The following is a 23,397-nucleotide window of genomic DNA, read 5'->3' as shown; positions in this document are numbered from 1 at the left end:
CGTTCCAAGAACCGTCCCACGGCATGTCGACTGCTCCTCGATCTCGGTGCCGTCGACGGTACGCGGGCGGTCAGGGGCGGTGAAAGGGTGCGACGAGCCTGTGCAGCGCGGTGTCGCCCTGGTCGGTGTCGGGCGGGGGGAGGCGTTCCAGGAGGCGGGTCAGCGCCCCGTTGGCCACCGTCGCGCCGATCGCCGAGCCGGTGGCGATGCTCCAGCCGACCGGGCCGAGCGGGGTGCACCCGAAGAACTGGCTCAGGCCGGGGGTCTGCACCACCACCACCAGGACACCGACCGAGGCGGCGGTGGCGACGAGCACCCCCGGGCTGGTCCCGCCGGCCAGGACCGTCTGCCCGAGTTGGGTCCCGACCAGGGACGCCAGCCCGACGGTCCCGGCCCGGCGGCGGGTGCCGGTCCACCTGGCCAGTGTCCATCCGGCAGTCGCGCCCAGCGCGGTCGAGGTTGCCCGCAGGGCGATCTCCTGGTCCAGGGTCCGGCCGAGGGAGGTGTCGGGTCCCTCCCGGAGCAGGTTCTCCCGGTGTCCGGCGCCGGGTGGCCGGACCGCGATGGCGAGCGCCGGTGCCAGGTCGGTGAGGAGGTTGACCAGCAGCAGTTGGCGGCCGTTGAGGGCGGAACGGCCGGTGGCGGCGGCGGTGACGATGCTGAACGCGATCTCGCCCAGGTTGCCGCCGACGAGGATGCTCAACCCGTGCCGGACCGAGGACCACATGGCCCGCCCCTCGGCCAGGGTGGCGATGATCGTCTCCAGCCGGTCGTCGGTGACCACCAGGTCCGCGGCGGCGCGGGCGGCAGGGGTGCCGCGCTGACCCAGGGCGATGCCGACGTCGGCGAGGCGGATCGCCGGGGCGTCGTTCGCCCCGTCCCCGGTCATCGCCACCGTCCGGCCCTGCGACTGCAACGCCTTGATGATCCGTACCTTGTGGGCGGGGGTGCACCGGGCGACGACGTCGGTGGCGGTCAGGCGGGCGGCGACCGCCGCGTCGTCGAGGTCGTCCAGCTCGGTGGCGGTCACCACCCGCTGGCCGTCCCCGGGGCTGATCTGTCCGGCGATCGCCGCGGCGGTGGCCGGGTGGTCCCCGGTGATCATGATGGTGTGGACGCCGGCCCGACGGATCTCGGCCACCGCCGGGGTGGCGCTGGCGCGTACCCCGTCGGCGAGGGCCAGTAGCCCGACGAAGGTCAGCTCCCGGACCTGGTCGTCGTCGGGGTCGACGGCGTCGACAGGGCGTTCGGCCACGGCGAGGATCCGCTGGCCGGAGCCGGCGTGCCGGGTCAGCTCCTGCTGGATTCGCTTCCGGTCGGCCTCGGTCAGCGGCACCACCCCGGTCCGGGCACGGCGGTTCGCGCACCGGGGCAGCACCGTCTCCGGGGCCCCCTTCACGCTCAGCAGCAGCCCGCCGTCGTGCCGCCCGCTCGTCGCGTGGTAGCCCCGGGACGGCTCGAACGGCAGACTCCCGGACGGGTGCCACGCCTCGGCGTCGACCTGCTCGGTGACCCGGGCGGCCCCGGCTCCCCGGCGGATCGCCCGGTCTGTCTGCTCGGGCAGCTCCTCGGGATCGTCTGCGGCCGGGGTGGCGCGGAGTCCCACCGCCAGCACCCGCCGGAGGTGGTCGTCGAGGTCGTCGACGGGGGCGTACCGGTCGCCGTCGCCGACCCCGGAGAGAACCAGCCGCCCCTCGGTGAGGGTGCCGGTCTTGTCGAAGCAGAGCACGTCCACCCGGCCGAGCGCCTCGATGGTGCGCGGGTTGCGGACCAGGGCACCGTGTTCGGCCAGCCGCCGGGCCGCCGCCAGCTGCGCGGCACTGACCATGAAGGGCAACCCCTCCGGGACCGAGGCGACGGCCAGGTTCGCTGCGGTCGCCGCCGTCTCGGCCACCGGTACGCCCCGGAGCACCCCGGCCCCGGCCACCGCGACCGCCGAGGCGACAGCCAACGGGACTGACTTGTCGGTCAGCCGACCCAACCGGGCCTCCACCCCGCCGGCGGGGTTCCCGCCCCGGGCCAGGGCCATGCTCCGTCCGGCCTCGGTGTCCGAGCCGACCGCGACGACCAGGGCGCAGCCGTGACCGGCGGCGACAGTGGTCCCCTCGTACAGCATGGACCGGCGTTCGGCGACCACGGCGGCGACCACCGGCTCGTCGGTCTTCGACACCGGGAGGGACTCCCCGGTCAGGGAGGACTCGTCGGCCTCCAACCCGACCGCCTCCAGCACCCGGCAGTCGGCCGGCACCGCGTCACCGGGCGCCAGCACCACGACGTCCCCGGTGACCAGCTCCTCGGCGGGCACCACCTGCTCCGCGCCGTCGCGCCGTACCCGGGCGGTGACCGCCGAGCGGGACAGCAGCTCGGCCAGGGAACGTTCGGTGCGTCGCCGGTGCACCGCGCCGACCAGCGCGGACCCCCCGACCACGCCGCCCACCAGGGCCGCGTCGACCACCGAGCCGAACGATGCGGAGAGCACCGCACCGGCGGCCAGGACCGGGGTGAGCGGGTTGTCGAGCTCCTCGACGAAGGCCCGGAGCAGTCCGGCCGGTCCGAACTCCGGCCCGGCGTCCCGCCCGCGCCGCCGGGCCGCCTCAGCCGAGGTCAACCCGGACCGGTCGGCCCGGAGCTGGTGCAGGGCGGTCGCCACCGGCATCAGGTGCCAGGCGGTGGTGGGTGCGACGGGGGTGTCGGCGGGGGCGGGCAGCTGGTGGGCCCGCCACACCCCGTGCGCGAAGGCCAGCGCCCCGGCCGCGTTGACCGCCCCGAGGGTACGCCCCGGCAGGGTCTCCGGCGGGGCGGTGAACGCGTTGAGCGTCCCCAGCCCGGTGCCCGCCATGGCCAACCGGATGTTCTGCCTGGTCATCCGACGGGCCACCCCGGTCGCCTCGACGACCAGGGCCGCCACCCGCAGGTCGGCCCCGACGAGCAGGTGCGCCCCCCACGGTGGGGGGTCGTCGGGTCCGGCGACCCCGAGGCCGCAGTCCGCCGCCGCCAGCGCCGACCGGTCCCCGGAGACCACCAGGACCACCGCCCCGTCCCGTTGCAGCTGCCGGACCGACTCGGCGAGACGGGAACCGTCGGGGAGGACGACGTCGGCGTACCCGTACCGGTCGGGGTGGTCCTTCGCGGCGACGACCAGGCGCAACCCGGCCCGGCGGGCGGCGGCGGGCAGCGCCTCCACCCCCGCTGCCGGTTGCGCCTCCAACCGCAGTACGGCGGCGAGGGTGTCACCCTCGGCCAGGCCGAGCAGGTGCCCGCCACCGGCCCGCAGCTCCCGGCTCCGGTCGGTGTCCCCGGGGTCGGTGGCGTCCAGCCCGGCCAGGGGACCCAGCCGCCACCCGTCGGCCTGCTGGATCCGGTCCGGGGCGTCGGGGTCGAAGAGGGCGAACGCGTGGGCGGCCACCCGCCCGGTCTCCGCACCGGCCAGCGGGGCCAGGTCGGCCAGGGAACTCCGGTCCGATCCGAGTACGGCGGCGTCGACCAGGACGGTGTCGATCCGGTCCAGTTCCCGCAGCACACTGCGGTCCATGGCGATCACGCCCCGCCTTGCCAGCAGGGCACCGAGTTGGGCGGCGTACCCCTCCCGGCCGCTTCCGGGGGCCTTGGGGAGGGTGGACAGCCCGAGGGCGGCAGCCCGTTTCCCGCCGAGGGAGGCCACTGCGGCTGCCCCGGCCACGGCCCCGGCGGCAAGCGCCTGCTTGACGTAACGTTCGGCCGGTCCGTCGGGCTTCGGCCGGGGGCGCTCCCCGTCCGGGACCCGCGCCTTGGCCCGTTCCGGGGTGCCGGTCAGGTCGGGCTCGGCCTGTTCCCACGTACGGAGCTGGGCCCGCGCCTCACCCCACTGGACGATCCGCTGGGCACCGTCCAGGACGATCCCGGTCCACCCGCCGGTCAACCCCTGCACCACCGCCTCGGCGAGCGGGAACAGCACGTCGGCACGGGGGTCGGCGCGGAGTCCCCGACTGGCCAGATCGTGCAGCCGAGGGTGCAGGTCGACGGCGGTGAGCAGCCCGGCCACCTCACCGGGGACCGGGGTGAGGGGCAGGATCCGGGTTGCCGCCGCGAGGGTGAGGCCGAGACCGTCGGAGACCAGGGCGCCCAGGGTCCGGGCGGTACGCGGCCCCTCCTCCGGTGGGTGCGGCGGGGGGATGTCCGGGTCGGGTTCGTGGTCGCACCGGGTCTCCGCCCGGACGACTGTGGAGATCAGGTCCCGTAGCCGGGGGCGGGGCTCCTCGACGGCTACCACCACCCGACCGGACGGGGCGTTGACCCGCGCCCAGGTCACCCCGGGCATCCGTTCCAGGGCGGCCTCGACCTGACGGGCCAGGACGTCACCGCCGTCCTGGCAGACCCCGTGGACCTCGATGTGGTGGCGTCCGTCGGCCGACCAGACCCGGCGTCGGTTCAACCCGGCCGCCCGGGTCAGCCGCGTCGTCGCGGTCGTCGCGGCCCGGGTGGCCTCGGTGACCAGCCGAGGCACGAACGGCAGCGCGGGCACCCCGGTGGAGGCGCGAAGCAGGCCGGTGATCCGGTCACTGACCTGCACCATTGTTACCTCCCCGTCCCGCCTGGTCCGGCCGCCTGCCTTCCCGTCGTCGCGTCGGCCATTCCTGCCCGAGGGGGGTTTCTCGACCCGGGTCGGATGCATGGACCGGGACGGGGGTGGAATCCGGCGTGGGTCGTCAGTCACCGGGGAGGCCGACATGAACACCAGATCCCAGCACCTGCACCACGCGCACGAGACGGTCCGGTCGTACGCCCACCGGATGGAGATCCCGCTGCTCGGCGAGGTGGCAGTACCGTCGCCGGACAAGCTCGCCTACTACGCCGGGGTGGGGGTGCTCGCCGTCGCCGGGGTGATCGAGTGGCCGTTGGCCCTGGTCATCACCGCCGGTCACCTCCTCGCCGACCAGCACCTCTCCGGGCTGGCCCGGGGGGTCGGCGAGGCGATGGAGACCGCCTGACGAACAATCTCACAGCCACTTGACCTGAAGCCCGGTTGACGTCGCAGGCTGACGGTCATGGCTCTCGATGCGCCGGCTCCCGTTGGTGACCGGCTGTACGCCCCACCGCTGCGGGCGATGACAGTGGGCAGCGTCGCCCTGGTGTCGCTGCTCGCCTTCGAGGCGCTGGCGGTGGGCACTGCCATGCCGACGGTGGCCCGGGCGTTGGACGGGTTGGCCCTGTACGGCCTCGCCTTCGGGGGCACGTTCGCGGCGGGCGTGATCGCCATGGTCGTCGCCGGCATCTGGTGCGACAGCCGGGGACCCGCCGCCCCGATCCGGCACGGGGTGGGCTGGTTCCTGGTCGGACTCGTCATCGCCGGGACCGCCCAGACAATGCACCTCGTCGTCGTCGGGCGGATGGTGCAGGGGATCGGTGGCGGGCTGCTCATCGTCGCGATCTACGTGACTGTCGGGCAGGCGTACCCGGAGCAGTTGAGGCCACGGATGTTCGCCGCCTTCGCCGCGGCGTGGGTCGTACCGTCGCTGGTCGGACCGGCGGTGGCCGGTCTGGTGGTCGAGCACCTCGGCTGGCGGTGGGTCTTCCTGGCGGTGCCGGTGCTGGCGTTACCGGCGGCGCTGCTGGTGGAGCGGGGTCTGCGCGGGGTCGGGCCGGCGGCCCCCGGTGAGACGGCCACCGACGCACGGGCGCGGATCGCCTGGGCGTGTGTGGCGGGGGTGAGCGCCGCGCTGTTGCACTACGGGGGGCAGCAGCGCGGCGCGCACGCCGTGATCGTGGTCGGGGCGGCGCTGGTCGGTCTGGCGGTGGCCGTACCCCGGTTGTTGCCTGTCGGGTTCCTTCGTGCGGCCCGGGGACTGCCCGCGGTGATCGGCCTGCGCGGGCTGTGCGCCGCAGCCTTCGCCAGTTCCGAGGTGGTGATCCCGTTGATGCTCTCCCGGGAGCGGGGTTTCTCCCCTACCGCCGCCGGGATGGTCCTCACCGTCGGGGCGGTCTCCTGGTCGCTCGGCTCGTGGGCGCAGGGACGGATGCCGCCGCCCCGGTCCCGGGCCACCCTGCCCAGGATCGGGATGACGGTCATGACCCTCGGGACGGCGACCGTGGCGGTAGCCGTCCTGCCGCAGGTGCCGGTGGCCGTGGGTGTCATCGGGTGGGCGCTGGCCGGACTCGGTACGGGGTTGACGTTCCCGTCGCTGTCGGTGCTCACCCTGGCCCTGTCCCGCCCGGGTGAGCAGGGGCGCAACAGTTCCTCGCTGCAACTGGGCGACAACCTCTGTACGGCTGTCGTGCTGGCCCTGACCGGTACGGTCCTCGCCGCCGGTGCCGCCCCGGGCACCGGCACCTACCTGGCGATGCTGTCGGTGGCGGTCGGCTGTGCCCTGCTCGGCGCGCTCCTCGCCGGCCGGGTGGTGCCGACCCCGGTCACGTGAAAGCGCGCCACTTCTGGTGGTTGCCGCCGTCACCGGGCGGGGTCTGGACGTCGCCTGGATTCCGGTCCGGGTGGCGCCTCGTGGCCGACGGTTCACCCGGTCGGGGGAGGAGGCGCGCAGACCGGTCCGACGTCCGCCCGGGTTCTCCTACCGTGACGCCATGCTCACACTCGTCACGATGGTGATCCTGTACGTCTTCGGCTTCGTCTTCCTCTACGGGCTGATCCGGGTGTCGGTCCGGCACGCCATGGAGGACCTGGAGAACCGGCGGGCCGAGGCGCTCCGGATGGAGCGGATGGCAGCCGACCGGGACCGCGCCTTCGTGCAGGACAACGCGTTCCTCACCAACAACTGACCGCCACCGCCGACATCGGGGGCAGTCGGGGTGGGCGGGACCCCGGGGTGCGAGGATCGTCACGTGATGGGGACGCTGAAGACCGAGCCCGCCCGGACCCGCCTCGACCTGCTCGCCCCGCCGGTCGCCGCCGCGGTCGGCCAGTGGCCTGCCGAGGCCCCGGTGCACGTCGACGACGTACTGGTGGCGCCGATCAACGCTGACCTGGCCGACACCGCCGCCTTCTGCGAGGCGTACGACGTGGGGCTGGACGTCTCGGCGAACTGCGTGGTGGTCGCCGGCAAGCGGGAGGGGCAGGTCCGGTACGCCGCCTGCATCGTCCTCGCCACCACCCGTGCCGACGTCAACGGGGTGGTCCGCAAGCTGATCGGGGCACGCAAGGCGAGCTTCGCCCCGATGGCCGACGCCGTCGATCTGACCGGGATGGAGTACGGCGGGATCACCCCGATCGGGCTCCCCGAGGAGTGGCCGATCCTTGTCGACTCCCGGGTGATCGCCACCCCGCACGTGATCATCGGATCCGGCGTACGGCACAGCAAGATCGCGCTGCCCGGCCCGGCCCTCGGGGTCCTCCCCGGTGCCCAGGTTGTCGAGGGGCTGGCCAGGCCGGCCCAGTGAGCCGAGCCGGTCTGATTCGTCATCATCGATGTTGTTGCACGTGAAACATTGCCCCGCCGCTGATCAGAGCGGTGCGGACTCCCGTCGTTCCACCTCGGCGAGGGCGGCGAGGAGGGTCTCCGGTTCCTGGGCGCCGGTCACCACGTACTTTCCGGCGATCACGAAGGTCGGGACGCTGCTGACCCCGATCTCCCGCGCGGTGGCCAGGTCGGCGGTGACCTCGGTGGACCCGGCGTCGGCGTCGAGGTAACCCCGGACTGCCTCGGCGTCGAGACCCACACCGGCGGCGACCTCGGTCAACGCCGCCCGGGAACCGATGTCCACCCCGTCGCCGAAGTGCGCCAGGTGCAGGGCCTCCACCACCTCGGGACCCTTCGCCTGGGTGTGGGCGTACCGGATCAGGCGGTGCGCGTCGAAGGTGTTGGCGGTGACGGCCCGGTCGAAGTTCATGGTCAGCCCCACCTGGGCACCGACCCGGGTGACCTGGTCGGCCAACTGCTCGGCCCGCTCCCGGCCGCCGAACTTCGCCCCCAGGGCGTCGACCAGCGGGGTCGGCTCGGCCACCGGCGACGGGTCGAGCTGGAACGGGCGGTACCGGACCGACACGTCACCGTCGTACGACGCCAGGGCCTGCTCCAGGCGGCGCTTGCCGATCCAGCACCACGGGCAGACCACGTCGGAGTAGATCTCGATCTCCATGATCCGGGACAACACCCGCCCCGGCAGGTCTGTTCCCCGACCTGGTGGCGTACCCCCGGGGTCGGGGTCAGGGGGTGGACTGCTCGCGGACCTGGCGTTGGAGTCGGGCCAGGACCGCCGTCCCGCCACGCACCCGCAGCGGGCTGATGGCCTTGTCCAGCCCCATCCGGTGGTACAGGTCACCGGGGACGGCGAGGACCTCGCCGACAGTCGCCCCGGCCAGCCCCTCGGCGAGGATGCCGGCGAACGCCCTGGTGGTGGGGGCCTCCGGCGGGCAGTCGAACCAGGTGGTGACGGTCCCCTCCGGGGTCACCTCGGCACGCAGGAAGAACGCCGTCTGGCACTCCGGGACCTGCTCCATCCCCTCCCGGCCGACGAACTCGGCGGGCAGGGGCGGGATGGCGTCGGAGTATTCGAGGAGCATCTCCAGGACCACGTCACGAGGGGCGGTCGCGAACTCGTCGACGATCTCGGCCAGCTTGGTAGGCATCTCCGGCATCAGGTCAGGCTACCGGCCGCCCACCGACGTCCCTGCACTGTCGCGTCCCCTCGCGCTGTCGCGGCAGCCCCTCCCTGCACGGCCGCCTGCCGGGCAGCCGCCTCTCCCTGCGCTGTCGCCTCTCCTGCGGTGGTCGTCGGGCCGTACCCGCCGTCAGACGCTCGGGGCGTGCTCGGCGATCTCCCCCAGCGCCGACCGGGGGTCGAGCTGCATTGCCAGGTCACCGAGGGAGACGATCCCGACGAGCTTGCGTTCGACGTCACAGACCAGGACCCGGCGGATGCCCCGCTCCCGCATCAGCGCCGCCGCCTCACCCGCCGCCGAGTTCTGCTCGATCATCACCACCTCCCGGGTGGTGATGGAACCGATGGTGGTCACCCGGGGATCGCTGCACTCGGCCACCGCCCGGACCACGATGTCCCGGTCGGTCACCAGCCCAGCGAGGGTGGCCCCGTCGGTGACCACCACGTCGCCGATGTCCGCCTCCTTCATCACCCGCGCCGCCTCGTCCAGGGTGGTCTCGGCGGGCAGGTAGACGACCTGCTTGGTCATCACGTCGCTGACCCGGTAAACGGTCATGGGAAGCCTCCGAAGCACGCTGAAGAAGGGGGTGTCCCACTTTTACCCGGTGACGTGATCGCTACACCCGGGTGACAGTGTGCCGAGCACCCTTTCGGGGTGGGTGTCGGGTCAGCTCCGCCTGGTGTGGTCGACGAAGACCCGCCAGGCTCGCGGGTCGAAGGTCAGCACCGCCCCGCCCGGGTCCTTGCTGTCCCGGACCCCGACCACCCCGGGCAGACCGTCGGCGACCTCGATGCACTCGCTGTTGCCGCTGCGGGTGGACCTGCGCCAGGTCGCGCCGCTCAGATCGTCGAGTCGTAACCGGCGCAGCTGCGACCGGTTCAACTCCGAGGGCGATTGACTTTCCACAGTCCCTCCACGATTCGTGATTCCACTTCGAGATCGCCTCGTACGGCGCCGCCCCACCTCCCGGCCGTCCCCCCGGCCGGCTTCGGCGACTTCCGGCGGCAGTCCTGGGGTAACGAGACTGTCACGGAGGGCTACCACCCCGCTGACCACGGAGGACGAGATGCGCAACCTTTTCCGTCGATGGAGCGCCGCCCGACAGACCCGGCGCGCGTACCCCGTGCCACCCGACTGGATGCGGGGGCCGACCCGGGCGCTGCCGACCGTTCCGCCCGGCTACCCGGGGCGGTTGACGCCGGGGCAGCAGTGGCGGGCGAACGGGGGTCGGTCGTGATGCCGTCCGGGATGCCGGTGCCCCGGCTGGGGCCGTACCCTGATCGGCCGCGCGGGCAAGGCGCGGGCCGACCGCCGCACCTGCCGATGCGGCCGATCTGGTTGTGCCGGGCCTGCGGTGGGCCGTGGCCCTGCGCCGAGGCCCGGTTGCTGCTGGTCGAGGAGTACGCGGACCAGCCGATCAGCCTGGCGATCTATCTGTCCGGGCTCTACGACGAGGCGTCGCACGACCTGTTCCGGCTGAATCCGTACGACGGACCGACGCCCCGGGAACTGTTCGAGCGGTTCGTCTCGTGGGCGCCGTACCGCCGGAAGGCCACGTGAAAACCCTCACGGCCGACGCCGGTGACCCCGTGCCAAACTGTCGTGCGGTGGATCTGTGAGAAGGGGACCCCTCTCGACTGTGTGCGTTAACAAGGGGCCCTTCCTTACCCGCGAGGCGGAGGGTTGCTCGTGCGTTGGGGCAGTTACGTGGCGGTGGGGGACAGCTTCACCGAGGGCATGGACGACGCGTACCCGGACGGGACGTACCGGGGTTGGGCGGACCTGGTCGCCACCCGGCTCGCGGCCGAGGCGGGACCCGAGTTCCGGTACGCCAACCTGGCGATCCGGGGGCGGCGCTTCGCCGGTGTGGTGGGCGAGCAGGTGCCGCTGGCGCTGGCCATGAAACCCGACCTGATCAGCTTCGCGGCCGGGGGGAACGACATCCTCCGGCGGACCTTCGACCCGGACACGATGATCTCCCGGTTCGAGACGGTCGTCGGTGACCTGCGGGGGAGCGGTGCCGACCTGATCCTGTTCCGGTTCGCCGACCTGATGGCCCGGCTGCCCGGTCAGCGGCTGGTGGCACCCCGGGTCGAGCTGCTCAACCGGGTGGTCGGGGAGACCGCCGAGCGGCACGGCGCGATCCTCGTCGACCTGTACGCCGACGACACGTACCTGAACCCGCTGTTGTGGAGCACCGACAGGCTGCACCTGTCCGAGGTGGGGCACCGGCGGGTCGCCGCCCAGGTCCTCGACGCTCTGGGGGTCGGCTGCGACGAGCAGTGGATGCTGGTGCCGCCGCACCCGGAGCCGTCACCGTGGTTGGCGGCCCGCGCCGCCGACCTGAGCTGGGCTGGTCGACACCTGGCCCCGTGGATCACGCGCCGCCTCACCGGCCGCTCCTCCGGCGACACCATCACCGCCAAACGCCCCACCCTAACCCCCCTAACCCCCCACCCCCCGGCCCCGGAGCGTTGATCAAGGGATTTGCGTCAGGTTCGGCCCCCGGGATGACACATTTCCCTTGATCAACGCTTCGGTACAGGGGGTGGGGAGGGGGAGGCGGCGTAGGTTGGGGGGTATGGGTGTCTCTGGGGATCCGGATCCGCGTCTGCAGGCGTACGCCGACCCGCAGCGGCTGGTCACCACGGGGTGGCTGGCCGAGCACCTGGGCGAGGAGGGTCTCGTCGTCGTCGAGTCGGACGAGGACGTGCTGCTCTACGACACCGGGCACATCCCCGGGGCGGTGAAGGTCGACTGGCACACCGAGCTGAACGACCAGGTGACCCGGGACTATCTTGACGCGTCCCGGTTCGCCGAGCTGTGCGCCGAGAAGGGCATCGGCCGGGACGACACAGTGGTCTTCTACGGCGACAACTTCAACTGGTGGGCCGCGTACGCCCTCTGGGTGTTCGGCCTCTTCGGCCACCCCGACGTCCGGCTGCTCGACGGTGGGCGGCAGAAGTGGATCGCCGAGGGCCGGGAACTGAGTCGTGACCGGGTGACCCACCCCCGTGCTGCGTACCCGGTTCCGGAGCGCAACGACACCCCGATCCGGGCGTACCGGGAGCAGGTGATGGGGCACGTCGCCGCCGGTCGTCCGCTCGTCGACGTCCGGTCGCCGGGGGAGTACACCGGCGAGATGCTGCACATGCCGGACTACCCCCAGGAGGGCGCGCTGCGCGGCGGGCACATCCCGGGGGCGGTCAACCAGCCGTGGAAGTCGGCGGCGAACGAGGACGGCACGTTCCGCTCCGCCGACGAGCTGCGCACCATCTACGCCGACCGGCTCGGGTTGGACCCGTCCGACGACGTGGTGGCCTACTGCCGGATCGGCGAGCGGTCGAGCCACACCTGGTTCGTCCTGCGGCACCTGCTCGGCTATCCGCAGGTGCGTAACTACGACGGGTCGTGGACCGAGTGGGGCAACCTGGTCCGGGCTCCCGTCGTCCGGGGTGACCAGCCCGGCGGTCTCACCCGCTGACGACCCACCACACAGCCCGGCGGCCCGACCCGCTGACCACGCACCACACTGCCCGGTGGAATCTGCCGGTTGGCCACCCGTGGGCCGGTCGGTCGGGGGAGTCTGCTCGCAGGGGTCCCGTCGACCGGAGGGGGATGGGGGTGCGACTGCCTGACGCACGGTTCGCCGCACTGCTCCTACTGGCTGCCCTCCCGCCGGTGGTGGAGGCGACCTTCCTGGTCTCGCAGGGCTTCCTCGCAGCTCAGGGGCTGGCAGCTCAGGGCAGCTCGCTCTGGCCGTACGACACCTATCACGACCTGCGATGGATTCTGGTCTACCACAACTCCTGGGCGAGTTTCGGGGTCCTGATGGTGGCGGCGATCCTGCTGCGTGGCCTGCTCTCGACCGGGCTGGTGGTGCTCTCCTGGCCCCGGGAGGTCCAGCGTCCCTCAGCCTGGTGGCTGCTGAGGCGGAGCATCCTGCTGTCGGCGGTGGTGGCGGGACTCGTCGCCCCCTGGGCGGTGATCTCGGTGGCGGCCTCGGTGGTGGCCCTGTCGTGGCTGCTGTTCGCCTCGCTCCTGCCGATGTTCCTTCTCGCGCCGTTCCTGCAACGGGCCGCCGTCATCGGGAAGTGGTGGCGGGGGCTCCCGTCGCTGCCTGTGGTCGGCTGGTCCCTGCTGAACTTCGTGGTGATCACGGTGGCCGGGGCGATCTGCTGGTCCGTACCCGGGTGGTGGACGGTGCCGGTGGCCGCGGTGGCCGGGATGATCAACGGTCTGTTGTGGCAGCGGACGGTACGCGATGCCGTCCTGGAACCCACCTACCGGTGGGCCCGGGTGCCTGTCACCCCACTGGTCTTCGTCCTCGCCCTCGCCGTACCGCTGATGATTCCGGCGCTGGTCCAGTTCGTGCCCGGCGGGTCCACGAAGGTGGAGGAGTCGGTGCTGACCGAGCCCCTCCCGGACAGCGTCGGACACGCGGTGATCGTCCTGGCCGGGTTCGGCTCGGCGTACGACGGGAAGCAGCCGGTGGACCCCAACGTGCAGCGCTTCTCCTACCGGGGGTTGGCCCCGGACGGGCGACCGTTGCCGTACGAACCAGTCGACACCTTCCAGTCGGTGGACGCCAGCGTCGACCGGCTCGCCACCCAGGTGCAGCTGCTGCACGAGCGGACCGACCGTCCGGTGACCCTGATCGGGCAGAGCGAGGGGGCGATGGTCGCCCGGACCTACCTGGCCGAACGTCGACACCCGGCGGTGGACACCCTGGCCATGTTCAGTCCGCTGGTGAACGCCGGTCGGGCCTACTATCCCCCGCCCCACGACCAGACGGGGTGGGGGGTGGCGACGGGGTGGCTGTTGCGTGTCGTCTTCGGGGCCGTCAACCTGATCCGGTCGCCCGACACCGGCCCGGACGAGCCGTTCATCCGCTCGCTGCTCGACGACGCCCCGTTCTACCGCAACCAACTCATGTGCCCGGTGCCCGGCGTACGGATCCTCGCCTTCCTGCCGACCACCACCGCCATCGAGGCCCCGCCCGGTGACTACACCGAGATCCCTGTCTACCAGCAGCCCGGGGTGCACGGTGGCCTGCTCGGTCAGACCCAGGTCCAACAGCGGCTCGTCGAGTTCGTCGCGGGCCAACCGATCGAACGGCAGCGTCGGGAGTACCCGGTGTTGCAGCGGCTCACCGCCGCCTGGCAGGCCCCACCACTGGCGATCCACCTCAACCCGGCGTGGCCCGAGGGTCAGGAGTCGGACCCGGCCTTCACCGGGAAGGTCTGCCAGCCGAAGAAGTGACCGGAGCGGACGGTCTCCGGAACCGCCCGTGTTTGATCAGCAGTCGGGCGGCGGCCAGCGCCAGCCCGACCACGATCGAGGCGGGCAACGGCTGGTACGGCCAGATGAACAGGTGCAGGCCGACACCGACGACGACGCCGGTGAGGGCCAGCCAGGTGGACCAGACCCGGCCCAGCGGAGCGACGGTGCCTCCGACCACCATCACTCCGGCGACCACGAGGTGCGCCCCCAGCCAGCCGGCGAGATCGTGTCCGACGACGCCCTCGTCGGTGAGGCTGACGTACCGGTCCGCTGTGAAGTCGCCGACCCCGGCCAGGAGGTCGAAGAGGCCGGCTCCACCGAGGAGCAGCCCCGCCAGCACCAGCGGGCGACCTCGGCGTGCCGACGGGGGCGGCACCGTCACCACGTCGGCACCCGCCGTCGCGTACCGGTCCTGGCCACGACCCCAGGTTAGGAGATTTTCCGACAGGTATCCGGCCACCCGACCGATCCGCAGCCCCGTCGTCGGTGGTCACCCCACAGACGGTGTCCGACGGAGAGGCAAGTGAGATCACACCGCAGCGCGTCCGATCGACCACACCGGGTCGTCGGGGGTCTACGCTTGCCGGGTGACTGTCGAGCAGCAGACCCGGGGTGCCGCCGGGAGCCGGCGGCGGTCCCGGCGGGACGAGATCCTGGAGATCGCGGTCGGGCTCTTCGCCGCCCGGGGCTACCACGGGGTGTCGATGGACGACATCGGTGCCGCCGCCGGGGTGACCGGCCCCGCCCTCTACCACCACTTCGCCGGCAAGGAGGCGATGCTTGTCGCCGCCCTGGTCCCGGTCAGTGAGGGGCTGCTCGACGGCGGTCGGGAACGGGCCCTGCGCCACGCCGCCGACCCCCGGGCGGCGGTCGAGTCGCTGATCGGGTTCCACGTCGACTTCGCCCTGGCCAACCCGGCAGTCATCGCACTGCACCTGCACGAGCTCGACCGACTGCCCGAGGAGCCCCGCCGGGAGATCCGCCGGCTGCAACGGCTCTACGTCGAGCAGTGGGTGACGGTCCTCACCGCCCTGCACGAGGGGCTTCCCGCCGCCGAGGCCCGGGTGCTCGCCCACGCTGCCTTCGGTCTGATGAACTCGACGCCCTTCCTCGGCGGTGAGATCGACCGACTCCGCTGCGCCGAGCTGCTCCGGGGGGCCACCCTCGCCGCCCTCCTGGACCATCCCCGCCGGTAGCGATTGCCTCCGGCGAGCAGGCGGAGTGAACCACTCGACCCCACCGACCGTAGAACCGGCGTCCGTAAGCCGATGGTGGGGAGAGGTTCATGGCAGGCGACGTGTCACCGGACGACGAGGTGGAGCAGAACTTCGACGTCAACGTCGAACGACTCGCCCTCCGGGTACTGGCGCATGACATCGGCGTCCTGGACCAGGACCGGGTCTGGTCGGCAAGGTCAGCGGAGATGAAGGCGGCCGTCACCTTCGTCAAGGAAACCCGGAAATGGATCTTTCCGGATCAGGGGCGGCCGGACACCGCTGTGAAGAAGTGGGTCAACGAGTTCAGGAGCAAACCAGCGGACCTCAATCTGTACTGGGCGCGTACGGACCCTCCCCCGTACGGTGGCACGAGCGAGCCTAACCAGGCCGTCGACCGTCTAAGTTTCGATCCGCCGTACGGGATGTCGGAGCCGCAGTCCCCCATCGTCGGTCTCGATCTGAACGTGGAGAATGATCTGCGTATCCGGATCGCCGTGGCGCGGAAAATAAGCGACTGGCTGTCCGCCAGCAAGGATCTCCGCAATCTGCATGAGTCGGGAAGCCTGGAGCAGGTCTCGGCGATCTACCGTGGTCATCCGGAACGCCAGTTCGGGCCGGGGATCCAGTCCGGGCCGAGTGGGGGCAGCAAGCCGGAACGTGGTCCGGGCCCCGTCTTCGACGCCAGGGGTGAGCTGAATCCGACGCTCAGGGAACTGGCCTCCGAGGACCTGTCCTCGTTCGACTACCGGTACTACGCGAGGGTGGTGGAGTCGAGGAACTCGACGTCCTTCGCCCAGGTGGGACGCTGGGGAGCCGAGCGGGTCGAATATCCCATCGAGGCGTACCTCGCACAGGGGAACCGGGTGCCCGGCCCGGTGTCGTCGGCTTCGTCTACTCGCCCCACGAAGCCGACGGAGTTCCGGGTCGACCAGGCGGCGTCGAGTTTCCGCCCCACCGGTCCGTCGATGAATCCGTCCTCGGATCGCGGGTCGCAGCGGCCGGAACTCGGCTCGAACAATCCGTACCGTCAGAGCCGGGCCCAGGGTGCGGGAGCGCCGTACGACCGGCCGGGAGCCGGGCGGAGTCGGTAGTGGGTAGTCGGTGGTACGTAGGGTCTGAGGGAGCGGCATGAGCGGTCTGGGTGTGGGAAGTGAGCCGGGGCGCGAGGACCCCTTCTACAGCGCCAACATCGAACGGTTGGCGGTGTGGTTGCTCAGGCAGGACGTCGGCCGGATGGCAGACGAGAGTTCGCGGTGGAGCGCTCAGTCCAGGGACGTCAGGGCGGCGGTCAGGTTCATCGACGACAAGCACCACGCGTTGCAGCAGGAGCCGAGCCGGAGCGGCAAGGCCAAATCCGCTGTCAAGGACCTGGCGGGGCGGCTCCGAGGCAAACCTCTCATCCGGTTCGACTGGAGGTTCGTCTCCCGGCCGCCCTATGACAGGTTCGGTGGCCCGTCCACCGACACGAAGAACATCGGGATGGGGCCCTACCTGATGCCGGGGAACATCTCGCCGATGTTCGGCCGAGAGCAGTCTCTCGAGAATGATCTGCTGGTTCGTCAGGCGGTAGCGGAGAAGCTCAAGGAGTGGATCTCCGCCGACCCCTCCCTCGCCGGCCTCCACCGTGGGGGCGAGCTGAAGAACATCTCGGGCTCCTTCTACCAGCACGACTCGAACCACTTCCAGAATTTGACGACGAGCGCCGGAGTCGGATGGCGGGCGGAGCCGGTGCTGAACGCGAAGGGTGAGGTGAGGAAGGAGATCCGTGACCTGATCACGAATCCCCCGAGATTCGACTACGGCGACTACGTAGGCCAGATCGAGGGCTATCGGCAGCGTGGCGCGGAGGCCGAGAAGCGTGCCAGAGCCGGCGGTGTCGGCACCTACTACCCCGATCTGCCGTTCTCCCCGCCCATCGAGGCGTACCTGACCCAGGTCCGAGAGCGGGCGAAGGCTCAGGCGAGCGGTGCTCCGGTCCAGCGGGCGGGGTACGAGCAGCCGAGGTTCCAGGTCGCGCAGGCGACGGCGCGTTTCGTACCCGGTTCGGGTTCGGGCGCACCGGCCGATCCCTGGGCGGGGGCCCTGCCCCCGGGGGCGCGGCCCTCCACTCCGGCTCCGGCGCGGCCCGATCTTCCCCCGCAGGTGTCCGGCGGCCGGAGCCGGTGACCCCGCACGACCCCCTGTCCCGACTGGTGGGACAGGGGGTGATCGTGGTTCGCTACTGGCGTCCGCCACCCCTTGGACGCTGGAGGGAACATGATCGAGTCGCTGCTCGTCGCCAACCGGGGCGAGATCGCTCGTCGGATCATCCGTACCGCACGACGGCTCGGGATCCGGACCGTTGCTGTGCACTCCGAGGTCGACGCCGGGCTGCCGTTCGTCACCGAAGCCGACGAGGCGGTCTGCGTCGGCCCGGCCGATCCGGCGCGGAGCTACCGGAACACCGAGGCGATCCTCGCCGCCGCCGAGTCCACGGGTGTGCAGGCGATCCACCCCGGATACGGCTTCCTGTCGGAGAACGCGGAGTTCGCCCGTACCGTCGAGGGTCGTGGGCTGGTCTGGGTCGGGCCGGGAGCGGACGCGATCACCGCGATGGGGGACAAGATCAACGCCCGGAACCTGATGGCCGACGCCGGGGTGCCGGTCGCCCCCGGCACCACCGAGCCGGCCGCCGACCTCGACGCGGCGGTGGCCGCCGCCGGGCAGATCGGCTACCCGGTGATGGTGAAGGCCGCCGCCGGTGGGGGCGGGATGGGGATGGGCGTGGCCACCGACGAGGCCGCGCTGCGCACCGAGTACGACAAGGTCCGCGCCTTCGCCGGGCGGATGTTCGGCGACGGGTCGGTGCTGATCGAGCGCTACTTCCCCCGGGTACGCCACGTCGAGGTGCAGATCCTCGGCCTCGCCGACGGCCGGGTGGTGGCCCTCGGCGAGCGGGAGTGCTCGGTGCAGCGGCGCAACCAGAAGCTGGTCGAGGAGTCGCCCTCACCGGCGGTCTCCCCGCAGCTGCGCGAACGTCTCCTGGCGGCGGCGGTCCGCGCCGGTGAGGCCGTCGGCTACCGCAACGCCGGCACCGTGGAGTGCCTGCTCGATCCGACCTCCGGCGAGTTCTTCTTCCTGGAGATGAACACCCGGCTCCAGGTCGAGCACCCGGTGACCGAGCTGGTGTACGGGGTCGACCTGGTCGAGGAGCAGCTGCGGGTGGCCGCCGGGCTCGCCCCCACCTTCGACCCGGACGGCCTTTCCCCGCAGGGCCACGCCATCGAGCTGCGGGTCAACGCCGAGGACCCGAAGCGGTTCCTTCCCGGACCGGGGGTGATCACCACCTGGAACGAGCCGTCGGGCGTCGGGGTCCGGGTGGACTCCGGCTACGTCTGCGGTAACACCGTGACCCCGTTCTACGACAGCCTCCTGGCCAAGCTGATCGTGTACGCGCAGACCCGGGACGAGGCGATCGAGCGGGCCCGCACCGCCGTGGCCGGGTTCGAGGTGGCCGGTCCGAAGTGCAACCTGCCCTTCTTCGCCGAGCTGCTCGACAACGCCGAGTTCCGCTCCGGCGACTACGACACCGGCGTCGTCGCCCGGATGAGGTGAAGTGGAGGCGAGGTGCCGCCACTGTGCGAAGTGGCTGGTCGCCGATGCGATGTGGCTTTCCGGGTTCTGGCGCGTTCGGAGAGTAGTCGGGTTGCTGTGATGTTCCTTATGCTGTGTGGCGGCGGGGGTGGCGGGATCCGGGTGGGCCGGACTGCCGTACGGCACCGCGTCCTGACTTGTCGGTCAGGCAGTTTCGGCCGGTCCGTTGAGCGTCGGCCCTCGCTCTGACCAGTGGCCCCCGCTATTGACATGTTGATCGTTCCGGGGAATCGTGGTTGCCGCACCTAGCCAGCCGCGTCGATATGCTCACTGTGCGTAGTTGGTGACAGGTGGGCCACGTTCGACCGGCGGGTATGCGACGACGCGCCGAACCTGCCAACGACCGGAGACGAGTCCACATTGACGACCGGCAGTGTAGCCACTGACCAGCAGCTCAGGTGCCCCTTCGGTGGCGGCACGGTGCCGCCGGTGGAACACGAGGGCGACGTCGCCACCGAGGCGATCGAGTTCCTCACCACCTACTACACCGAGCGTCGGCTCCCCGGGCTCCGCGAGCGGATCGACCAGGTGCTGGACGAGATCGCCCACACCGGGGCGTACTGGCAGACCGAGTCGGAGCTGACCTACGGCGCGAAACTCGCCTGGCGGCAGTCGACCCGGTGCATCGGCCGCGTCCGGTGGGCCGGCCTCAAGGTCCGCGACCGGCGTACCGTCACCCGGACCGCCGACATCGCCACCGAACTCGCCGAGCACCTCGTGGCCGGGGACAACGGCGGGCGGATCCAGTCCGTCATCACCGTGTTCGCCCCGGACCACCCGACCGCCGGCCCCCGGGCCCGGATCTGGAACGACCAGCTCGTCCGCTACTGTGGCTGGCAGTTCGACGACCAGGTGCTCGGGGACCCCGCGCAGGTGACCATGACCGCTGCCGCAGTGCGCCTCGGCTGGCGACCGCCCGCCGAGCCGAGCCGTTTCGACCTGCTGCCCTGGGTCATCGAGACCACCGACGAGGACCCGACCCTCGTCGACGTCCCCGGTCACCTCATCCGTGAGGTCGCCCTCAGCCACCCCGTCCACGCGTGGTTCGCCGATCTCGGGCTGCGGTGGCACGCCCTGCCGGTGATCAGCAACATGCGGCTGCGGATCGGCGGGATCGACTACAGCTGTGCCCCGTTCAACGGGCACTACCTCAGCGACGAGATCGGCACCCGCAACATGGGCGACGCCGACAGGTACGACCAACTGCGGGTGGTCGCCGCCGGACTGGACCTGGACACCAGCGACGAGTCCACGTTGTGGCGTGAGCACGCGGTCCTGGTGCTCAACCAGGCGGTCCTGCACAGCTTCCGCGCCGCCGACGTGCGGATCTCCGACCCGCACACCGAGTCCGAGCTGTTCATGCGCTTCTGCGAGGCCGAGAAGCGCGCCGGTCGCCCGGTGTACGGCGACTGGTCCTGGATCAACGGCAGCGTCGGCTGGGCCGCCCTCTACCCGGTGCACCACCGCTACTACGACACCAGGGTCCCGAACCCGAACTTCTGGCCCGGCACCCCGTCCACCCAGACGCTGGAGCCCAGCCTGCGGGACCGGCACCATCCGACCGGTCAGCGGGTGCACTGAGTCATGGACATCGCCGCACTGCGCCAGAGCTGGAGTCAGCTGGCGGTGGCCGGACCGGAGGCAGCCCGGTTCTTCTACGCCACCCTGTTCGTCATCGCCCCGGAGACCCGGGCCATGTTCCCGCCGAACATGCAGCACCAGGAGGACAAACTCCTGGCCTCGCTGGGACACATCATCACCTCCCTCGACGACGGTGAGGCGTTGACGGCGTTCGCCAGCCGGCTCGGGGCCGACCACCGGCGGTTCCACGGGGAGGACCGGCAGGGCCGGATGGTGCACCTGGCCGAGCGGCACTACATGTGGGTGGGGCAGGCGCTGCTCGGCACCCTTGAGCACTTTCTCGGTCCACGCTGGACCCCGGCCCTGAAGGCGGAGTGGTCGGCGGCGTACGAGGCGGTGGCCAAGATGATGCTCACCGGGGCCGCCGAGTCCGAGCGGTCCGCCCCGCCGTACTGGGAGGCGGAGGTGGTCAACCTGGAACGTCGGCGGGTGGACATCTGCGTCTTCACCGTCCGGCCGAACTACCTGTGCAACTACCTGCCGGGTCAGTCGCTCCCCGCCCAACTTCCGTCGCTTCGCACCTGGCGGTACCTGTCCCCGGCGAACGCCCCACGCGCCGACGGCACCCTGGAGTTCCACGTCCGGGCCACCGGCCGGTTCTCCACCCACCTGGTACGCCGGCTGGCCATCGGGGACACCCTGCTGCTCGGGCACCCGATGGGGACCGAACTGTCGTCGTACGACAGGGCTCCGCACCGCCCGCTGCTGATGATCGCCGGTGGGACCGGTGTCGCACCGCTGCGTGCCGTCCTGGAGGCGATCCAGCAGGGTTCCGGTCGACCGGTGACCCTCGTCGTGGGCGGGCGGACCCCGGACGACCTCTACGACCACCTGGCGTTGACCAAGCTGGCGGCGACCCCGCCCGCCGGGTTGCGGCCGGGCACCGGAGACGACCGGTGGCTGCGGTACGTCCCGACGGTGGAGAACAGCTGGGGGTGGGACGGCGAGGTCGGGCGGGCCGTCGACACCGCGCTGCGGCTGGGCTCCTGGAACAACGCCGACATCCTGGTCTGCGGCTCCCCGGCCATGACCCGGGCCACGGTGGGCACCCTGCACAGCAACGGGCTACGGGCCGATCAGGTGTTGACCGAGAGCTACGACCACACCGTCTACCCACCCGTCAAGGCGACCGCCGCGCCGGCGTCGCGTGACTTCAGCTGGACAGGATCCCGATGACTGACCAAGGCGCCCGCCACCTCGCCCCGCAGACCGCCGCCGACATGCCCGGCGAGGTGGCCCAACGCCTGCGGTTGGTGGCGAGCCGCCGGTCCCGGGGGACCCAGTGGTACGCCGTCGAGGATCTCGAAGAGGTGGTGCGCTTCGCCGACGAGCGGATCGGGCTGTTGCAGGGTGACCTCGACCGGAAGGGGCGGGAGATCACCACCCTGACCCGGCAGGTGGAGATGCTCCGGCACGGCACGCTGCCCAGCGTCGCACCCCAGGGGGCCGACCCGATGGCTGTCGAGTTGACCATGAGGGCGCAGGAGGAGGCGAACCGGACCATCGGTGACGCCAGCGACGAGGGCGCGGAGATCCTGGCCGAGGCCCGTCGTCAGGCCGACGACATCATCGCCGCCGCTCACCAGCAGGCCAACCGGCTGGCCCGGCTGCCCTCCCGGTCGGAGCCCGAACCCACCGTCCCGTCCACGCCGCCCACCCCCGACCTTCCCGCCGGGCAGGTCGCCGACCTGCAACGACAGCTGCGGGAGCTGCGGGAGCGGCACGCCGCAGTGCTCGCCGCCGCGAACAGCGCCCAGCAGCACCTGAGCCAGTGGCAGACCTACCTCACCGCCCAGGCCGAGCAGTTGCAGGCCAACGCGGTGACAGCGGCCACGGCCAGCGAACGACTCCAGGCCGCGATCAAGGAGTGAGCGGTGATCGCGGGCCAGGCGAGCCGACGGCTCCAGGCCGCGTCCAGACAGTGACGTGATCGCGGCCCCGGCGAGCCGACGGCTCCAGGCCGCGTCCAGGCAGTGACGCCCCGCCGACGGTGGCGGGGAGCCGTCGCCTCTGCTTCGCTGTAGACGACACCCAGGTGCGTGGCCGTCACGAGTGGCCGCGCCCGGTCGCAGCGAGGTGACACATGACCCACTTCCCAGACTCCGTGACGATCCGCGAGGTCGGTCCCCGCGACGGGCTCCAGAACGAGGATCCGATCCCGACCGAGGCCAAGGTACGGCTGCTCGACGCGCTCTCCGGCACCGGTGTCCGACGGATCGAGGCGGTCTCCTTCGTCCACCCGAAGGCGATTCCGCAGATGGCCGACGCCGACGAGGTGTGGCGGCGGGCCACCAGGGTCGACGGGGTGCGCTACTCGGCGTTGGTGCCCAACACCCGAGGTGCCCAGCGGGCCCTGGCCGCCGGGTTCACCGAGATCGAGGTGGTCGTCTCGGCCAGCGACACCCACAACCGGCGCAACGTCAACCGGGGCACCGACGAGTCGTTGGACGACATCGCCCAGCTGGTCGACCTGCTGCACGGGGCGGGCGCGACAGTCGAGGTGATCGTGGCGACCAGCTTCGGCTGCCCGTACGAGGGTGACGTGGATCCGAGGCGGGTGGCCGGCATCGTCGACCGGGTGGTCCGCGACGGTGCCGACCGGGTGGCGTTCGGCGACACCACCGGGATGGGGACTCCCCGCCGGGTTCGGGAGCTGCTGACCGAGGTACGCGACAGCAACGCCGACGTGCCGGTCCTGCTGCACTTCCACAACACCCGGGGTACCGCCCTGGCCAACCTGTTGACGGCGCTGGAGCTCGGGGTGACCGAGTTCGACGCCAGCGTCGGAGGGCTCGGCGGGTGCCCGTACGCCCCGGGGGCGAGCGGGAACCTGGCCACGGAGGAGGCGGTGCACATGCTCCACGACATGGGCATCGACACCGGAATCGACCTGTCCGCCCTGATCGAGGCCGCCGAGCTGGCCGAGCGGATCGTCGGCACCCCCCTCCCCTCCGCCATCCTCCGCGCCGGCCCCCGCACCGCCCCCGCCCCCCCGCCCCCCCCCGCCCCCCGGCCGCTCTCCCCGCCTCGAAG

Annotated in this window: 23 protein-coding genes; 17 read left to right on the top strand and 6 right to left on the bottom strand. The window is 71.8% G+C overall.

The genetic code is table 11. The features are described from left to right. Positions 1–70: 70 nt before the first annotated feature. Positions 71–4,552: a cation-translocating P-type ATPase gene (locus ABT336_RS14175; protein WP_350896988.1), complete on the bottom strand. Its 4,482-nt coding sequence runs from the start codon at positions 4,550–4,552 to the stop codon at positions 71–73. A gap of 154 nt (positions 4,553–4,706) precedes the next feature. Between ABT336_RS14175 and ABT336_RS14170 the strand changes: the two genes are divergently transcribed. The 4 genes from ABT336_RS14170 (at position 4,707) to ABT336_RS14155 (ending at position 7,368) form a co-directional block, all read left to right on the top strand. After that, complete coding sequence (locus ABT336_RS14170) at positions 4,707–4,967, top strand: hypothetical protein (protein WP_350896987.1); 261 nt, start codon at positions 4,707–4,709, stop codon at positions 4,965–4,967. Between the two features lie 57 nt (positions 4,968–5,024). After that, on the top strand, positions 5,025–6,395 hold the full coding sequence (locus ABT336_RS14165; RefSeq protein ID WP_350896986.1) for an MFS transporter: 1,371 nt from the start codon (positions 5,025–5,027) through the stop codon (positions 6,393–6,395). A 160-nt stretch (positions 6,396–6,555) separates the two neighbouring features. Further along, entirely contained in the window at positions 6,556–6,750 is a 195-nt protein-coding gene (locus ABT336_RS14160; protein WP_350896985.1) for a hypothetical protein, read from the top strand. Positions 6,751–6,816: 66 nt separating this feature from the next. Next, positions 6,817–7,368: a YbaK/EbsC family protein gene (locus tag ABT336_RS14155; RefSeq protein WP_350896984.1), complete on the top strand. Its 552-nt coding sequence runs from the start codon at positions 6,817–6,819 to the stop codon at positions 7,366–7,368. Positions 7,369–7,431: 63 nt separating this feature from the next. Here ABT336_RS14155 and ABT336_RS14150 read toward each other — a convergent pair whose 3' ends face one another. The 4 genes from ABT336_RS14150 to ABT336_RS14135 all read right to left on the bottom strand — a co-directional run bounded on the left by ABT336_RS14150 (position 7,432) and on the right by ABT336_RS14135 (position 9,457). Then, positions 7,432–8,067 (bottom strand): DsbA family oxidoreductase, encoded by a 636-nt coding sequence (locus tag ABT336_RS14150; RefSeq protein WP_350896983.1) that lies wholly within the window; start codon positions 8,065–8,067, stop codon positions 7,432–7,434. 67 nt (positions 8,068–8,134) lie between these two features. Beyond that, on the bottom strand, positions 8,135–8,566 hold the full coding sequence (locus ABT336_RS14145; RefSeq protein ID WP_350896982.1) for a SufE family protein: 432 nt from the start codon (positions 8,564–8,566) through the stop codon (positions 8,135–8,137). A 153-nt stretch (positions 8,567–8,719) separates the two neighbouring features. Beyond that, positions 8,720–9,145 carry a CBS domain-containing protein gene (locus tag ABT336_RS14140; protein WP_350896981.1) on the bottom strand — a complete coding sequence of 142 codons (426 nt, stop codon included), beginning with the start codon at positions 9,143–9,145 and terminating at the stop codon, positions 8,720–8,722. Between the two features lie 111 nt (positions 9,146–9,256). Next, positions 9,257–9,457, bottom strand: coding sequence for a DUF397 domain-containing protein (locus tag ABT336_RS14135; RefSeq protein ID WP_350897003.1), 201 nt, complete (start codon positions 9,455–9,457; stop codon positions 9,257–9,259). 199 nt (positions 9,458–9,656) lie between these two features. Between ABT336_RS14135 and ABT336_RS14130 the strand changes: the two genes are divergently transcribed. From ABT336_RS14130 to ABT336_RS14110, 5 genes are all read left to right on the top strand, one after another. Then, positions 9,657–9,827: a hypothetical protein gene (locus tag ABT336_RS14130; RefSeq protein ID WP_350896980.1), complete on the top strand. Its 171-nt coding sequence runs from the start codon at positions 9,657–9,659 to the stop codon at positions 9,825–9,827. Beyond that, the gene (locus ABT336_RS14125) at positions 9,827–10,150 is read left to right on the top strand and encodes a hypothetical protein (protein WP_502891178.1); all 324 of its coding nucleotides are present in this window, start codon (positions 9,827–9,829) and stop codon (positions 10,148–10,150) included. Before ABT336_RS14130 ends, ABT336_RS14125 begins: the two co-directional genes overlap by 1 nt. Positions 10,151–10,279: 129 nt before the next feature. Beyond that, positions 10,280–11,068, top strand: coding sequence for an SGNH/GDSL hydrolase family protein (locus ABT336_RS14120; protein WP_350896979.1), 789 nt, complete (start codon positions 10,280–10,282; stop codon positions 11,066–11,068). A gap of 103 nt (positions 11,069–11,171) precedes the next feature. Then, the gene (locus ABT336_RS14115; protein ID WP_350896978.1) at positions 11,172–12,074 is read left to right on the top strand and encodes a sulfurtransferase; all 903 of its coding nucleotides are present in this window, start codon (positions 11,172–11,174) and stop codon (positions 12,072–12,074) included. A 140-nt stretch (positions 12,075–12,214) separates the two neighbouring features. Further along, entirely contained in the window at positions 12,215–13,852 is a 1,638-nt protein-coding gene (locus tag ABT336_RS14110) for a hypothetical protein (RefSeq protein WP_350896977.1), read from the top strand. Here the strand turns inward: ABT336_RS14110 and ABT336_RS14105 are convergent. Continuing rightward, the gene (locus tag ABT336_RS14105) at positions 13,821–14,333 is read right to left on the bottom strand and encodes a DUF7144 family membrane protein (RefSeq protein ID WP_350896976.1); all 513 of its coding nucleotides are present in this window, start codon (positions 14,331–14,333) and stop codon (positions 13,821–13,823) included. The two genes, ABT336_RS14110 and ABT336_RS14105, sit on opposite strands and share 32 nt — an antisense overlap. A 127-nt stretch (positions 14,334–14,460) precedes the next feature. On the opposite strand from ABT336_RS14105, the gene ABT336_RS14100 reads away from it, so the two are divergent. The 8 genes from ABT336_RS14100 to ABT336_RS14065 all read left to right on the top strand — a co-directional run. Next, entirely contained in the window at positions 14,461–15,069 is a 609-nt protein-coding gene (locus ABT336_RS14100; RefSeq protein ID WP_350896975.1) for a TetR/AcrR family transcriptional regulator, read from the top strand. Between the two features lie 89 nt (positions 15,070–15,158). Continuing rightward, complete coding sequence (locus tag ABT336_RS14095; protein WP_350896974.1) at positions 15,159–16,181, top strand: hypothetical protein; 1,023 nt, start codon at positions 15,159–15,161, stop codon at positions 16,179–16,181. Positions 16,182–16,218: 37 nt separating this feature from the next. Beyond that, positions 16,219–17,256 (top strand): hypothetical protein, encoded by a 1,038-nt coding sequence (locus ABT336_RS14090; RefSeq protein WP_350896973.1) that lies wholly within the window; start codon positions 16,219–16,221, stop codon positions 17,254–17,256. Between the two features lie 90 nt (positions 17,257–17,346). Then, entirely contained in the window at positions 17,347–18,684 is a 1,338-nt protein-coding gene (locus ABT336_RS14085) for an acetyl-CoA carboxylase biotin carboxylase subunit (RefSeq protein ID WP_350896972.1), read from the top strand. Positions 18,685–19,143: 459 nt separating this feature from the next. Beyond that, complete coding sequence (locus tag ABT336_RS14080) at positions 19,144–20,304, top strand: nitric oxide synthase oxygenase (RefSeq protein ID WP_350897001.1); 1,161 nt, start codon at positions 19,144–19,146, stop codon at positions 20,302–20,304. Positions 20,305–20,307: 3 nt separating this feature from the next. Continuing rightward, a complete protein-coding gene (locus ABT336_RS14075; RefSeq protein WP_350896971.1) occupies positions 20,308–21,540 on the top strand; it encodes a globin domain-containing protein in 1,233 nt (410 codons plus the stop codon). Further along, positions 21,537–22,235: a hypothetical protein gene (locus ABT336_RS14070; RefSeq protein ID WP_350896970.1), complete on the top strand. Its 699-nt coding sequence runs from the start codon at positions 21,537–21,539 to the stop codon at positions 22,233–22,235. Before ABT336_RS14075 ends, ABT336_RS14070 begins: the two co-directional genes overlap by 4 nt. A gap of 212 nt (positions 22,236–22,447) precedes the next feature. Beyond that, positions 22,448–23,397: hydroxymethylglutaryl-CoA lyase (locus ABT336_RS14065; RefSeq protein WP_350896969.1), on the top strand; the 950-nt coding region annotated here is incomplete at its 3' end.

It is taken from the genome of Micromonospora sp. NPDC000207 (assembly GCF_040300925.1).
Taxonomy (GTDB): domain Bacteria; phylum Actinomycetota; class Actinomycetes; order Mycobacteriales; family Micromonosporaceae; genus Micromonospora.
The sequence above is the reverse complement of the archived record's forward strand: the minus strand, read 5'-3'. Positions and strand labels throughout refer to the sequence as shown.

Coding starts and splice junctions, on each gene's coding strand:
- ABT336_RS14175 (WP_350896988.1), bottom strand. CDS start 4,552: ATGGTGCAGGTCAGTGACCGGATCACCGGCCTGCTTCGCGCCTCCACC.
- ABT336_RS14170 (WP_350896987.1), top strand. CDS start 4,707: ATGAACACCAGATCCCAGCACCTGCACCACGCGCACGAGACGGTCCGG.
- ABT336_RS14165 (WP_350896986.1), top strand. CDS start 5,025: ATGGCTCTCGATGCGCCGGCTCCCGTTGGTGACCGGCTGTACGCCCCA.
- ABT336_RS14160 (WP_350896985.1), top strand. CDS start 6,556: ATGCTCACACTCGTCACGATGGTGATCCTGTACGTCTTCGGCTTCGTC.
- ABT336_RS14155 (WP_350896984.1), top strand. CDS start 6,817: ATGGGGACGCTGAAGACCGAGCCCGCCCGGACCCGCCTCGACCTGCTC.
- ABT336_RS14150 (WP_350896983.1), bottom strand. CDS start 8,067: ATGGAGATCGAGATCTACTCCGACGTGGTCTGCCCGTGGTGCTGGATC.
- ABT336_RS14145 (WP_350896982.1), bottom strand. CDS start 8,566: ATGCCGGAGATGCCTACCAAGCTGGCCGAGATCGTCGACGAGTTCGCG.
- ABT336_RS14140 (WP_350896981.1), bottom strand. CDS start 9,145: ATGACCGTTTACCGGGTCAGCGACGTGATGACCAAGCAGGTCGTCTAC.
- ABT336_RS14130 (WP_350896980.1), top strand. CDS start 9,657: ATGCGCAACCTTTTCCGTCGATGGAGCGCCGCCCGACAGACCCGGCGC.
- ABT336_RS14125 (WP_502891178.1), top strand. CDS start 9,827: ATGCCGTCCGGGATGCCGGTGCCCCGGCTGGGGCCGTACCCTGATCGG.
- ABT336_RS14115 (WP_350896978.1), top strand. CDS start 11,172: ATGGGTGTCTCTGGGGATCCGGATCCGCGTCTGCAGGCGTACGCCGAC.
- ABT336_RS14095 (WP_350896974.1), top strand. CDS start 15,159: ATGGCAGGCGACGTGTCACCGGACGACGAGGTGGAGCAGAACTTCGAC.
- ABT336_RS14090 (WP_350896973.1), top strand. CDS start 16,219: ATGAGCGGTCTGGGTGTGGGAAGTGAGCCGGGGCGCGAGGACCCCTTC.
- ABT336_RS14085 (WP_350896972.1), top strand. CDS start 17,347: ATGATCGAGTCGCTGCTCGTCGCCAACCGGGGCGAGATCGCTCGTCGG.
- ABT336_RS14075 (WP_350896971.1), top strand. CDS start 20,308: ATGGACATCGCCGCACTGCGCCAGAGCTGGAGTCAGCTGGCGGTGGCC.
- ABT336_RS14070 (WP_350896970.1), top strand. CDS start 21,537: ATGACTGACCAAGGCGCCCGCCACCTCGCCCCGCAGACCGCCGCCGAC.